Origin of the sequence: Salinibacter sp. 10B (assembly GCF_002954405.1) — a bacterium.
Classification (GTDB): Bacteria; Bacteroidota; Rhodothermia; order Rhodothermales; family Salinibacteraceae; genus Salinibacter.
Genome location: NZ_MQWC01000004.1, coordinates 1220634 through 1234221 on the forward strand (window position 1 = coordinate 1220634; position 13588 = coordinate 1234221).

Genomic DNA, 13588 nt, shown 5'->3' on the forward strand with positions numbered 1-13588 from the left:
CATTCGTAGCTGAGTGCTCAATTCAAACGGTGTGTAAGTTTGGATGTGTGTACGCATGTACGTTGCGAGATGAACCTACACACATACAAACCCCCAAACTCCCCCAGTGTCATACAGCAACTTGTAGCGACTGAAAACCGAAATGCCGTCAGCCGAGGTCCCAGACGTAGTCAAGCAACGCCTTCTGCGCGTGGAGGCGGTACTCGGCCTGGTCGAGGTGGACGGCGTGCGATCCGTCCATCACTGCATCGTCCACCACCACGTTGCGGCGGACGGGCAGACAGTGCATGAATGCACCGTCGGTCGTCCGGGCCATTCGGTCGGCGGTGACCCGCCAGTCTCGACTGCTCGTCCGAATCTCTGCTTCTTTTTCCGGATCGGTGTACACGAGCGGCCCGCCCCAGGACTTGGCGTAGACCACGTCGGCGTCCTTCACCGCCGCGTCCAGATCGTCTGTTGCTGATACCGTAGCGCCGTGCGGATCGGCAAGGGACTGCGCGGCCTCCATCACACCGTCGTCCAATGCATGCGACTCGGGCCGGGCCACCGTCACGTTCATGCCACAGCGCGCGGCCATCTTGACCGTCGAGTTTGGCACGGCCATCGGGAGCGCCTTCGGGTGGTAGGTCCACGTCAGCACGAAGTCCTTGCCGCTGGGATCGCCGTCAAACCGGTCGGTGAGCAACGAGGCGTCAGACACCGCCTGACACGGATGGGCCCAGGCGGATTCCAGATTGATGACCGGTACGGTCGCGACCTCGGCCACGCGACGGATGAGCTCGTCGCTCTTGTCCGCTTCGTAGTCGGTGCCAGAAGCAAAGACGCGGACGCCCAGGGCATCGTGGTAGCGCGAGAGGACGCCGATCGCCTCCCGCACGTGCTCGGCGGCGTCCCCATCCATCACAGCCCCGTCCTCCCAGGCCAGATTCCAGGTGCCCTCCCCCGGCGTGAGCGTCGTGCTGTCGGCGCCAAGGTGGGCGGCAGCCACCTCCATGGACGTTCGGGTGCGGAGCGACGGATTGAAGAAGAGAAGCCCGATCGTCTTGCCATCCGCCGAATTGGTGCGGGTATCGTTCTCCTTATAACTGACGGCCGAATCAAGCACCGAGCGCCAGACGGAATCGTCCAGTTCGGAAGCGTGGAGAACGTGCCGAAGGTCGGAAGAGGACATAAGCGTCGTTGCAGTTGTGTCGATCTGAAAAAACCTGTGTTTCGAGGTTCGCCCCTGTCTGCCTTGATGGAAACGATCGACGGCAGACGGCCGACCGCGGCCTGACGGCAGCTGCTCTCAGACCGAGGTGGCCAATTTTACCAACCCCAATCGTGGAGGGTTAAGCTGCCTCCGCCGGCGCGGGGGTTTCGTCCAGAGCCGTGTGCAATGCATCAGCGAACGTTTTCACGTCCTCATCGCTCACCACGAGCGGGGGCATCAGCCGCATCACGTGCGGGTCCGACGAGCCGCCGACCAGCACGCCCTGCTCGCGCAGCGCATCTTTGACCGGCCCCACTGGACGATCGAGCTTGAGGCCCATGAGACAACCACGTCCCCGCACCTCCTCCACGACCGGTCCCACATGCTTGCGCACCTGCTCGTGAATGGCCGTCGCCCGTGCCATCAGGTTCTTCTCCACCAGCGTCTCCAGTGTGGCCTTCACCGCCGCCATCGCCAGCATGCCGCCGCCGTAAGTGGATCCCTGATCGCCAGACTCTACGGTCATAGCCACCTTGTCGGTCACGAGCACAGAGCTGACCGGCACGCCGGCCCCGAGGCTCTTCGCCAGCGAGATGAGGTCTGGCGTGGTCCCAAGATGGTCGGCCATCGAAAAAGCCCCCGTGCGCCCGACGCCCGTCTGCACCTCATCGAACGCAAGGAGCGTCCCGTACGTGTCACAGAGGTCGCGAAGCCCCTGCACGAAGTCGGCGGGAATCTCCTTCATTCCCGCAATGCTCTGGATCGGCTCCAGAAGCACCGCCGCCACGTCCTCTCCCGCCAGCGCCTCTTCCGCCGCGTCGAGGTCGCCCACCGGAATCCAGGTCGTCTCCGGCAACACGTCGAGGTAGGGCGTGCGATACTTCTCGTCGTGCGTGGTGGCGAGGCTGCCGAGCGTACGTCCGTGCCACCCATCTTCCAGCGCCACAACGCCGGAACGCCCGGTGTACTTCCGCGCCAGCTTGAGCGACGTTTCGTTTGCTTCCGAGCCCGAGTTCGCGAAGAAGACCTGCCAGTCTCGCTCCTCGGGCGCGAGCGACGTGAGCCGCTCGGCGGCCTGTGCCCGAACCGGGCTGTGGGCCACGTTCGAGTAGAAGAGTAGCTTTTCGGCCTGCTCCTTAATCGCCTCCACGACCGGCGCCGGGCTGTGTCCAAGCAACGACACGCAGTGCCCGCCATAAAAGTCGAGGTATCGATTCCCCTCGGCGTCCCACACGTAGGCGCCGTCCCCCTCCACGAGCGCCATCGGCATCTTGCTGTAAGTAGGGATTTCGAGCTTGTTTTCGAGATTAACGATCTCGTCGGTAGTCATAGAGTCAGCTCAATTCGATCGATAGAAAGCAGAAACACAGACGCCGGTCGGCCGACGGCCGGTATTCTCACTCAGTCGTAGCAACTGTCCGTTCGGGCAAAAGCCCAGCGGTTTCCGAAAATCCGAGCGCCCGGTTCAGATTCTGGACGGCCTGGCTGGCGGCGCCCTTCAGAAGATTGTCGAGGGCAAAGCCGACGACGAGCGTGTCCTCGTCTCGCTGCCAGCCCACGTCGCAAAACGGTGTGCCCACGGCGGGCTGGAGCGACGGAAGCTCGCCCGGCGAATATCGGACGAACGGGGCGTCCGCGTAGGCGTCGTCAAACCAGTCATTCACCGCATCGGGAGAAAGCGGGGACGGCCAGTCGACCTGGGCGGTGCCCCAGATGCCACGCGTCCAGGGACCGGAGGCGGGCACGAAGTTGAGATTAACGTGCGGGCCTACGGTTTGCAGAATTTCGGGCCCGTGTTGGTGGGCCAGCACCTTGTAGGGCCGTACGTTGCCGTCACGGGTGGGAAAGTGGGTGGCGGAGGAGGGCTTCGCGCCCGAGCCAGACGCGCCGGTGAGGGCTGTCACGTGGACCGAGAAGGGCGTCTCTTGCACGGCCAGCGGGGCAAGCGCCAGTGTGATGCCGGTGGCAAAACAGCCCGGATTGGCAGTAATTTGGCCGGACGGTGCGCCGTCGCGCCATTCCGGCAGACCGTAGGTCGCTGTGTCGAGAAGGTCAGGCGCCGGGTGCTCCACGTCGAACCACTCCGGATAAATGTCAGCGTCTCGGAAGCGGAAGTCTGCACTCAGGTCCACGATCGGCCCCTCAAAGCCTGCCTCTAGAAGCTCCGGCACGAGGTGCATGCTCTGCCCGTGCTCCCCCGCCACCAGGACGGCGTCGAGACCATCAAGATCTACCTTATCCGGCGCAACAAACGATTGCTTCACCTGTCCGCGGAGCGAGGCGTGCGGCTCGGCGAGCGACTGCCCTGCAAACGTACGACTGGTGACGGCGGCCAGCGTGGCACTCGGATGGTTGGCCAGAATTCGAATCAGCTCACCGCCCACGTAACTGGCGCCGTGCAATACGCCAACACGTGCCGAGCCGGTCGTAGATTCGGGAGGAGCGGACGGAGAGGTCGTGGTGGACAGTGTCATATTGGAAATCCTGCTGTACGGATGTTGAGGCGATTCCCGCAGCGCTATTGGAGTGTAGGATTGTGAGATTATCCGCCGGGCGTGATGAATGCCCTGCGTAGCGTCGTTGAATTCCAACGATGCTACACAACGGATATTGACCTCTGTGGAGAAAAACCTGTGCCCTGCTGTGTCGCTCCTGTAGTTAATCTCGCAATGTCATAGCCCAACGGCGCTCCATACGGAACTCGCGGATTGAGCGAGGAAGAGACACAATGAATCGATGGACGCTGCACTACGATGCGACGGCCACTTCTTCTTCCGAGGCCGACTCGTCCGCCGGCGTCCCGTCTTTCGTGGTCGACAGGCGTTCCGGGCCGCCGTTGTCCGGAAAGGCTGAAGCCGGCAACGTCTGCACGACTTCATCCACAAGCTCCGTGCTTTGCTGGAGGGCGTTGAGGGCGGTGATGCCGAGCCGCTGCTTGATGTACCGCCGCCCCACGTCGTTGTCGGTTACCGGTCCCGTGACGGCCGTGATGTCCGTGTTATAGCGCTGGGTAAAGAGCTCTTCCGCAGCCCAGGCCCCGGACAGGTCCGCGGCGGCCACCACGTGCGTCTCGATAAAGGACTGCAGCTCCATGTCGGTCAGCAGATCGTCGACGCCGTAATAGCCGACGAAGCCATCGCCCATCTCCGCGACAATCACGTCCAGGTCCTCGGTCTCGTTGAGGTGTTGAATGATGCCCTTTGCGATGGGTGTAATCGCATCTTCCACCGTGCAGGCAATGCCCGCGTCGGTGAATGTCGAAACGGCCGTTGCCCCGTGCTCCCGCATCCGGCGCACATCCCGCATCAGCGACGCTCCCGTGAGCTTGGCGGCCCCCACCTTCAGCCCCATCTCCGACAGTCCCTCGACGATGATGCTCGCAGCCTTCGTCTTGCCGGTATCCATCGCCGTTCCGCTTACATTGATGATGGGTACCGACGATTCAAGCCGGTGCACCATCTCCAGCGCGTCCTCCTGGATGCGGGCGTGGACCCACTGCCCGTTCCGCTGCACCATCACCGCCCCAATCACCTCCACCGGCAGTGCGGGGCCCAGGTTGGGATGGCCGGAGGTGCACTCGCCCACGAGCCCGCCCAGATTGAGAATGTTGAGTGTGTCCCCCGCGGAGATGTGCCGGGGCACGCGCCCGCTATATCCCTTCAGGGCCTGCCGGCCCCCAAGCGTACACGCCAACAAGTCGCCTTTCTTAATGTGACGAAAGACACCGTCCTGACACTCCACTTCGTCGTACTGATCCTTCTCGTCGAGGGCTCGCACCGCTACGACATAGCCGTGCTGGGCTACGACGTACGGCGAGACCGTGACCGGAGACTCAATGTTACAGTGCGCTGTACTCGAAGCGATTTTGTCGACAGCACCCGTCGAAAATGCGTCGTCAGTCATGGTGAGGAACGTATCAGGTGGATCGAAAACGAACGAGATCCGGCAGACTACGTCGTGGCGAGATCCCGAGACGAATCTTCCTTCTGTGTGCCCGACCGGGCCTGTTTTGCGAGAAGCGACGGTACGGCGGCAAGGGTGGTGAACCCCTCGGCGTCTCGTCCGTCCCAGAGGGCATTCTCTTCCCCGTACGTGGCCATACTGGCATCAAACATGGAGTGCGGACTGCTCACGCCCTGCACCTGCAGATTGCCCTTGTAGAGCTTCACCGTGACGGTGCCGGACACAACGTCCTGGCTGTTGTCGAGAAATGCCTCTACGTCCCGCATTACGGGGTCGAAGTACTGACCCTCGTGCAGCAACCGTCCATAGAAGGCGCCCATTTCGTCCTTCTGTACCTGCTGCCACTTCGAGAGCACCACCTTTTCGAGCTCACGGTGGGCCGTAATCAGAATTTTTGCCGCCGGCGCCTCGAATCCGATGCGCCCCTTGATGCCGAGAATGGTATCCCCAACGTGAATGTCGCGTCCCACACCGTGCTGCCCCCCTGTATCGTTCAGCGTTTCAACCAGCTCGACCCCTCCCATCGACTCGCCGTCCAACGCCACCGGTAGGCCATCTTCAAAGGTAATTGTGAGCTCCATCGGATCGTCCGGCGCCTCCACGGGCGGTACCGTATCCGGATAGGCGTCTTCCGGCAGCGGCTGCTCGCTGGTGAGCGTTTCCTTGCCGCCGATGGTGGTGCCCCACAGACCGCGATTGATGGAGTAATCGGTCGTGTCGGCTGGCACCGAGAAACCGCGCTCCTCCAAGTAGGCCGTAGAGTCCTTGCGGCTCAGGCCGTGACTGCGAATCGGCGCGATGACGTCCAGGTCGTCGCCCACCAACTGCAACGCCACGTCAAACCGCACCTGATCGTTGCCCGCTCCAGTAGAGCCGTGCGCAATCGTCGACGCCCCGACCGTTTTCGCCACCTCGGCTACGCCCCGCGCCTGCACGATGCGCTCCGGTCCCACGCAGAGGGGATAGACGCCCCCGCGCAGCACGTTGCCTTTGATGAGATGGCTCAGGTGATCGTCATAGAGGGCCTGACGTCCGTCCACGACGTGATGCTCTGTGGCTCCGAGCTCCGTCGCTCGCGCCGCAATGGCCGATCGGTCCGCCTCCGTCATTCCTCCGGTATCGACCGTCACGGTGTGCACGGACGTGTCGTAGGTTTCTTGGAGGTACGGGACGCAAAACGAGGTATCGAGGCCACCACTGAAGGCAAGAACAAGGGCCATGGAACGTGAGAGAGATTGAAAAAAAGCGTTGAGACAAATAGAAAAGGCGCTGGCTCGGAGGAACCAGCGCCGTCAACGGCAGCGTCAAATGTCGGTAGCTATCCGATCATTGCTCGTCTAAAGCGCCGGGTCCACAGATCTGCACGTACGACGGTCGGAGCCGTCGTGCGAAGAATCGTCGTCGGGACGTACGGGCGCTATGGATCGGGTTGCGTTTCATGGTGACACTACGGTACGGGTACGAAGAGAGTTTGTCAACGGCGATTGCCCCCATTTTGATGACGAAACGATGAAGGGAAGCGCTTTCGAGGCCGCGCACCAAAGAACAATTGTAAATGTATCGACAAATGTCTCCGCAGATGTGTCGATTACTGCGGAGGAGCGTTGAGCGCACCCGTTACTTCAACCGAGACGTCGTCGCTGGGGCTTTCCACACGCGTCCCCTCCATCTGAAAGGTAAACGTGGCCCCCACCTGCTCCTCGTTGATGTAGGTTAAATTGAGAGATCCGTGGGTAGACTCGAAGTGCATATCGCGGAGCGCAAGAAACGCAATCACCCCCGGCGGGCTTCCCGAACGGTCGAGCCCGAAGAGCTCCGCCTCCACAACCTCATAGGTGCGCAAGTCGAGCGGCTTCGGCTCCAGTTCAATGGAGAGGCCCGGCCCCTCCTTCGCCCCCATCTCCAGTCCCACGATCGCCCCGTCGTCCATGCGGTAGTGGGCGGCTCCCGACAGCGTGTCGGACACAGTGCCGTCCACATAGGCCGTAAAGCGACCGGACGCAACATCAGGCGGATTCCCCTGCCCCTCACATCCAGTGAGAACGAGTCCACTCACGAGAAGGAGCAGTCCGTAACGTACCGTGCGACAATCGAAGGGCATGCTGAAGACGTACTGATTCTGAGCAGATCGGCATTGCGGATTGCCGCCCGTCCGAGGGAACCCGCACACCGCTGTACAGGGTACGGATCACGCTCCTGCGTTACAATTACTCGTTCCGATTCTGCCCGATTCTCATGCCCGCCCCCGTCGCCCTGGAATCCAGTGTCATTGCTCACGGCCTTCCCCACCCGGCCAATGTCGAAACGGCACTGCAGCTGGAAACCATCGTTCGGGCGGAGGGCGGCGTTCCCCAAACGGCGGGATGTGTCGACGGACATCTACGAGTCGGCCTCTCTGAGGCGCAGATCCGCCACCTCGCAACGGCCGACGACGTGCAAAAAGTCAGCCTCCGCGATCTACCGGTCGTTGCGGCGGAAAATGCCGATGGGGGCACCACAGTTGCCGCTACGATGCACCTGGCCTATCGTTCAGGAATTGAGGTGATGGCCACCGGTGGAATTGGGGGCGTCCATCGCACAACGCCTCCTGAGCCGGCGTGGGACGTAAGCGCAGACCTAGAGGCCCTTCGCCGCACGCCAATGACCGTTTTCTGCTCAGGCCCAAAGATCATTCTCGACCTTCCGGCCACCCGCGAGGTTCTGGAATCGTACGGCGTGACGGTCGTAGGCTACCAGACCGATACGATGCCTGCCTTCTACAGTCCCTCTAGCGATTGCCCCGTGGACGTACGCTGCGACGCCCCATCGGATATCGCCACCCTCATCCGGAACCGCGATCGTTTCGGTCTCGATGCCGCCCTCCTCATCACAGTCCCTCCGCCGAAAGACGCCGCCATTCCACGCCCCCTTCTTGAACCGGTCCTCGAACGTGCCGTTGCCGATGCCGCCGACCGTGACCTCCGAGCGGAAGCAGTCACCCCCTTCCTGCTGGAGCGCCTGCGCCAGATCAAAGGGGAGCGCATTGTGGAAACCAATCGCGCGCTGCTGCACCGAAACACCAGACTCGCAACCCAGGTGGCCCACATTCTCGCCTGAGCCTCACACTTCTGCCTTCACCTCTTCGAGCCGCGCCTTCACCTCTCGGTCCACCTCTTCTACCTCCATCGGGATGTCGTCCGAGATGGGAACCATATCGAGAATGAGCCGCGCGCTTCGGCTGTACGTAAAGTAGTTGTAGGCCCAGTTCACAAATGCACTGAGCCGATTTCGGAAGCCTACGAGCTTCGCGATGTGGATTACAACCCAGATCAACCACGCAAACACTCCCTTGAACGTAATTCCGCCCGCAAACTCAGCGACCGCAGCGTTTCGCCCAATCGTCGCCATTTGGCCGTAGTCACGGTACGAAAAGGCCTCCGTCTCCGCCCCATCGAGCCGACGTCGAATCTGCGATGCAGCATGACGCCCACTCTGAAGCGCCACCTGGGCCAACTGCGGCTCGAACCCATCGGCTCCCTCAATGGCCGCCATGTCGCCAATCGCATAGACCGAGGGGCATCCCGGCACGCTCAGATCCGGCTCAACGACCACCCGACCGTCGCGGGCCTGCTCGGTGTTGAGCATGTCGGCCACCGGACTTGCCTTGACCCCTGCCGCCCAGATGAGCGTCTGGGAGGGAATCGTGGAGCCGTCGTTGAGATGAACCGCCTCCGCGTCCACTTGCTCAACCGCCGTATTCGTGAGCACCTCCACGCCCCGCTCCTCCAACACACGCTGCGTGTACGTCTGCAACGACTGCTGGTATGGCGGGAGCAGGCCATCCTGCATCTCCAGTAATATACAGCGCGCCTGCTCCCGAATGTCGAAATCGGCAAAGTCGTCATTGAGCGTATCGAACAGCTCAACGAGCGCCCCCGCCATCTCGACTCCCGTGGGGCCGCCGCCCACGACAACAAAGGTGAGTGCCCCAGACTGCCCCTCTCCGCCCCGGCGATCATAGCGCTCAAACTGGCGGAGAATGTGATTGCGCAGGTTGACGGCGTCGGGCACGTTCTTGAGCGGGTACCCATGCTCGCGCACACCCGGAATGCCGAAGTCATTGCTTACCGCCCCGGCCGCAAGAATCAGAAAATCGTACCCGAGCGGATCGCCCCCCTTCAAGTGCACCCGCCGAGCGTTCGTGTCGATCCCGACGACGGTACCGAGTCGAAAGTGCACGGTGTCGTTTCCCTGAAAAATGTTGCGCACATTGTGCGCGATGTCGTCCGGCTCCAACCCTGCCATTGCCACTTCGTAAAGGAGCGGCTGAAACTTGTGGTAGTTATTTCGATCGACCAGTGTAACGCGAACGGGGGCGTCACGGAGCGCTTTCGCCGCTTCAAGCCCACCAAACCCCGCCCCAACAATGACGACGTGCGGACGCGTCGCAGAGGACGCAGGAGTATCAACCGGCATAGAAGTACCGTCTTTTTATGAGGAGACCAAACGTAGAGATGATAACCTGATGGACTGGTCTGAACGCCTCTCCCCCGCAAAGTATTCCTGCAAACAGGAAACGATTCAGGTTTATTACGGTCCACCAGATGGATTCCAGGCGACCCTGAGTGGAAATCTGTTCAGGATGCGGACATAGAGGGGCACCGTCTCGTGTCCCTGCCTCTCCAGCTCGGTGTAGAGATGTCGACGGGACGACCCGAGCCCCTTCCGCCGTCACCTCCCGAACGGCTTGTGCCCAGGCCGAAACCTGTCCCTATCCACTGAACGTGTCGGCAGTTGAGATCTTCCTCCGGGGGCCCCAACGCCCCCTCCTCGACTCGCTGTGACAGAACTGCGCTGGCAACAGACGGGCACCTACCACGTCATCAGCGAGTCGCGATAGGCCGCGGCCTGCTCCGACTGCCCCAGCGCCGTATACACTTGCGCGAGTTCACGAAGGGCCCGCTGGCTAAGCGGCGCTCGGAGCCCCACCTGCTCCCGACGAAGCCGGTAGCCTCGATCAAGCAGCGATTCTGCTCGGCGCCACTCCCCACGCTTAGCGTACAGCTCCCCCTTCCCTACATACGTAATAGCCTTCATTCGCGTAAGGTTCACCGTTGTGGAGTCCGACGGGGTTTGCCGCAGCGCCCGGGTGCCCGCTTGCAACATCCGCTGAGCCTCCTCGAGCCGCCCCCGCTCGACGAGACACAAGGCGTATCGGACACGCGTGTTATGTGTCCAGATATGATCCGGGCCGTGTGCATCAGCCCGGTAGTGAACCGCCTTTCGCAAAAGCGGTTGTGCCTCCGCCGACTGTCCCATATTGTCCAGGAGATGTCCCATCCGTTGATATGCGGTAGTTACGGACAGGTGGGGAGGGGCATGCCGGTTCGTCACGACGTTCAGATTCGTCTGGGCCACCGACAGGGCTTGTTCGTACCGTCCCCGGTGGATGAGCGTCTTGTAGAGGTTATCTCGGGCTCGTCGCGCGCGCGGATGAGCCCGCCCCATTTCCTTCGAAGCGATTGAGAGTGCTTTTCGGTAGTAGGTAGCCGCCGCTACATTTTCCCCTTTGATGCGGAGAAGGTCTCCAAAATTATTGTACGCCGTGACCTCCTCCGTTGAGGTGTACCCCGTCTCCTCTTGCATCTTCCGAAGCCCCGCCCGGTAAAGGGCCTCGGCCTCGTCGTGCTGTCCTTGTCGCTGCACGATGCGGGCCAGATCCATCTGGTCGAGGGACAATCCGTGGTAGTGTCCCCCCTCTCGGCGGCGCCGCAGATCGATCGCCTTTCGCATAAGCACCTCTGCGGAGTCGGGACGCCCCTGCATCGAAATGGTCTGCGCAAGACCTTCCAGAATATCGGCTCGGTACGCATCCGAGCGGAGATGACGACTCATCGAGAGGGCTTCCTCGTACAACGGACGGGCCTCCCAGAACCGCTGCCCGCTCCGTCGCGTGTCGGCCACATGCACCAGACTCGCGGCCAGGTCGGGATGGGGAGGCGAGAGGTGTCGTCGCCGAAGAGCAAGCGAGTGTTGCAACAGCGAATCGGCCTGACTCCACTCGCCAATGCCTCGCGCGGCTTGCCCCAACGCATCCAGCATTTCGGCCTGCACGAGGGGCCGATTTTCCAGCCGCTCCACACGAGCCAACCCGCGCCGCACGAGGGTGCGGGCCGTTACAGTGTCGGGGGCTCCATCCGGCGTGCCCGCACTAAACAGATTCACGAGGTACGACGACACGATCTCAGCCTTCTGTGCTTCGCGCCGGGCCCGTTCACGCTGCTGAACGAGGAGCGCCCCGAACGTGATGACCAGTCCCAAAAAGGCAAGCGCAATTCCGACTCCCCACCGATTGCGCTGCACAAACTTTCCCATTCGGTAGCCAAGGGAGGCCGACCGGGCCTCGATGGGCTGACCGTTACGGTAGTGCTCCAGATCTCCGAGCAACGCCTCAACCGAGGCGTAACGACGGTCTTCTTCTTTCCGCATCGCCGTCTGCACAATCGTATTCAGATCCCCTTCCAGCACGTGCCGAAGCTGTCGGGTCGTGGTGCTCCGCGCCGCACTAATAGCCTCGGGCGTCGCAGGACAGTCGGCCTCGTCCGCATTTTCGCGCGCCTGGGACACGACCGTTGAGGGACGACACGGGGTTGTGTCGAGAATAGCACGCTCCATATTCCGCCGATCCGATGCCTCGAAGGGACGATGGCCGGTCAGCATTTCGTAGGCAAGCACGCCCAACTGGTACACGTCGGTGGCGGTGCTGACCGCCTCGCCCCGTATCTGCTCGGGGGCGGCGTAGGCCGGGGTCATGGGACGCACGCCGGTGCGCGTGTCGGGGAGTGTGATGGCGGCGCTGTCATCCAGTAGCTTGGCAATGCCAAAATCCAAAAGCTTTACCGTCCCCTCGTCCGTCACCAGCACGTTGGAGGGCTTCAGATCGCGATGGACAATCAAATTCCGATGCGCGTGCTGAAGGGCCATCCCCACGTCCTGCAACAGTGAAAGGCGCTCCGGAATGGAAAGGGTGTGCTCGTCAGAGAAGGACGTGATCGGCTGTCCGTCCACGTACTCCATGACGAGATACGGCACATCATCCTCCGTCAACCCACCATCAAGCAGCGCGGCTATGTGGGGATGCTGAAGTTTTGCAAGCACCTGCTGCTCCAACCGAAAGCGGCGCCGGGCCGCCTCCGTGTCGAGCCCAATCCGAAGTAGCTTTACCGCCACCGTGTGCTCAAACCCGCCGTCCGTTCGCTCCGCGCGGAAAACACGACTCATGCCCCCGCGTCCAATCTCCTCCTCCAGCCGGTACGGCCCTACTTGATGGGAGGGAGCCGCCAGCGGATCATCGGCAATGCTTTCCCCCTCCTCCGGCTCGTAGGCCGGGGCCGCAAAGGCGACCGCCTCCTGGTTGAGAAAGTCAGGTGCCTCGGCCTCGGCCGCCAGCAGCGATTCGAGTTCAGCCCGGAGCGCGGGTTGGCCTTCGCACGCCTCCGCCACGAATGCCTTTCGTTCCTCCGGTGTGCGATCAAGCGCCGCGTCGAAGAGGCGATCCAGCTCCTCCCAGTCTGTATCAGAGAGTTCTGTCATCACTCAGGAATTCGATGATCGTGCCCCGTGATCCTCGCCCATCAGTGCCGAGCGTCCCTCATCCGCGGTGCACTGTGCTCGTCGCGTCCCGCCCGTCGTGGCTGCCCCTTCTCGCTGCTAGGACGAGGCTCCTTCCCCTCCACTGCTCTCCCGCTCAATGCCATACCCCGAGAGCTCACGGGCCAGCCACGCCTGAGCCTTCCGCCATTCGCGCCGCACCGTGCGTGTGGACACGTCCAACACGTCGGCAATGGCGCGCTGCGTCATTCCTCCGAAGAACTGATACATCACAATTTGAGCCTTCCGCGGATCGCGGTCCGAGAGACGAGTGAGCGCCTCATCCAGTGCCAACAGGGTCTCGCCCCGCTGATCGACCGGAATCTTCCCTTCTTCCAGCGACACCATTGGCGCGTCGCCGCCCCGCTTCTCGGCCGTTTGCTTGCGAAAATAGTCAATTAGAATCTGCCGCATGACACGGGCCGAAAGCGCCTGAAAATGTGCCCGGTCCGACCACTCCACGCGCGACTGGTCGATCAGCTTCAGGTAGGCCTCGTGTACCAGAGCCGTCGTGGTCAGCATGTGCCCCGCGGGACGCTTCTGAAGGAGTCGATGCGCGATTTCCCGGAGCTCATCGTGTACCTTTGGCACCAGTTCATCTAGGGCCTCTTTGTGGCCCCGTCGACTCTCGACGAGAAGCTGCGTAGTATCGGACGACTCGGCCATTGCGAGAGGTGCACTTGGCGAAAGGAAAACTCAATGTCGCTGCGAACGGCGGAAAGACATGATGGAATTAAGATCCGGCGAAGCAGCGCACTCATCATAGCCAAACCCCGGCGGCACGTTCCGTGCGTGTCCGGATGT

10 protein-coding genes are annotated in these 13588 nt (G+C 62.0%); 1 reads left to right on the plus strand and 9 read right to left on the minus strand.

Annotated features, from left to right (window positions below; all coding sequences use genetic code 11):
• Window positions 1–148: 148 nt before the first annotated feature.
• From BSZ35_RS05345 to BSZ35_RS05370, 6 genes are all read right to left on the minus strand, one after another.
• On the minus strand, window positions 149–1171 hold the full coding sequence (locus BSZ35_RS05345; protein ID WP_105011475.1) for an N-acetylornithine carbamoyltransferase: 1023 nt from the start codon (window positions 1169–1171) through the stop codon (window positions 149–151).
• Window positions 1172–1331: 160 nt separating this feature from the next.
• Window positions 1332–2522 carry an aspartate aminotransferase family protein gene (locus BSZ35_RS05350; protein ID WP_105011476.1) on the minus strand — a complete coding sequence of 397 codons (1191 nt, stop codon included), beginning with the start codon at window positions 2520–2522 and terminating at the stop codon, window positions 1332–1334.
• Window positions 2523–2589: 67 nt separating this feature from the next.
• Window positions 2590–3666 carry an N-acetyl-gamma-glutamyl-phosphate reductase gene (gene argC, locus BSZ35_RS05355; RefSeq protein ID WP_105011477.1) on the minus strand — a complete coding sequence of 359 codons (1077 nt, stop codon included), beginning with the start codon at window positions 3664–3666 and terminating at the stop codon, window positions 2590–2592.
• Window positions 3667–3940: 274 nt separating this feature from the next.
• The gene (locus BSZ35_RS05360; protein ID WP_105011478.1) at window positions 3941–5095 is read right to left on the minus strand and encodes a hypothetical protein; all 1155 of its coding nucleotides are present in this window, start codon (window positions 5093–5095) and stop codon (window positions 3941–3943) included.
• Window positions 5096–5142: 47 nt separating this feature from the next.
• Entirely contained in the window at window positions 5143–6375 is a 1233-nt protein-coding gene (locus tag BSZ35_RS05365) for an argininosuccinate synthase (RefSeq protein WP_105011479.1), read from the minus strand.
• Between the two features lie 368 nt (window positions 6376–6743).
• Window positions 6744–7256, minus strand: a complete 513-nt coding sequence (locus BSZ35_RS05370) for a hypothetical protein (RefSeq protein ID WP_105011480.1) — start codon at window positions 7254–7256, stop codon at window positions 6744–6746.
• A 134-nt stretch (window positions 7257–7390) separates the two neighbouring features.
• Here BSZ35_RS05370 and BSZ35_RS05375 point away from each other — a divergent pair, with 134 nt between their 5' ends.
• On the plus strand, window positions 7391–8251 hold the full coding sequence (locus BSZ35_RS05375; protein WP_105011481.1) for a pseudouridine-5'-phosphate glycosidase: 861 nt from the start codon (window positions 7391–7393) through the stop codon (window positions 8249–8251).
• Between the two features lie 3 nt (window positions 8252–8254).
• Here BSZ35_RS05375 and BSZ35_RS05380 read toward each other — a convergent pair whose 3' ends face one another.
• From BSZ35_RS05380 to BSZ35_RS05390, 3 genes are all read right to left on the minus strand, one after another.
• A complete protein-coding gene (locus BSZ35_RS05380) occupies window positions 8255–9610 on the minus strand; it encodes an NAD(P)/FAD-dependent oxidoreductase (RefSeq protein ID WP_105011482.1) in 1356 nt (451 codons plus the stop codon).
• Window positions 9611–10006: 396 nt separating this feature from the next.
• Window positions 10007–12727 carry a serine/threonine-protein kinase gene (locus BSZ35_RS05385; protein WP_105011483.1) on the minus strand — a complete coding sequence of 907 codons (2721 nt, stop codon included), beginning with the start codon at window positions 12725–12727 and terminating at the stop codon, window positions 10007–10009.
• Window positions 12728–12844: 117 nt separating this feature from the next.
• Window positions 12845–13450: a sigma-70 family RNA polymerase sigma factor gene (locus BSZ35_RS05390; protein ID WP_105011484.1), complete on the minus strand. Its 606-nt coding sequence runs from the start codon at window positions 13448–13450 to the stop codon at window positions 12845–12847.
• Window positions 13451–13588 lie beyond the last annotated feature (138 nt).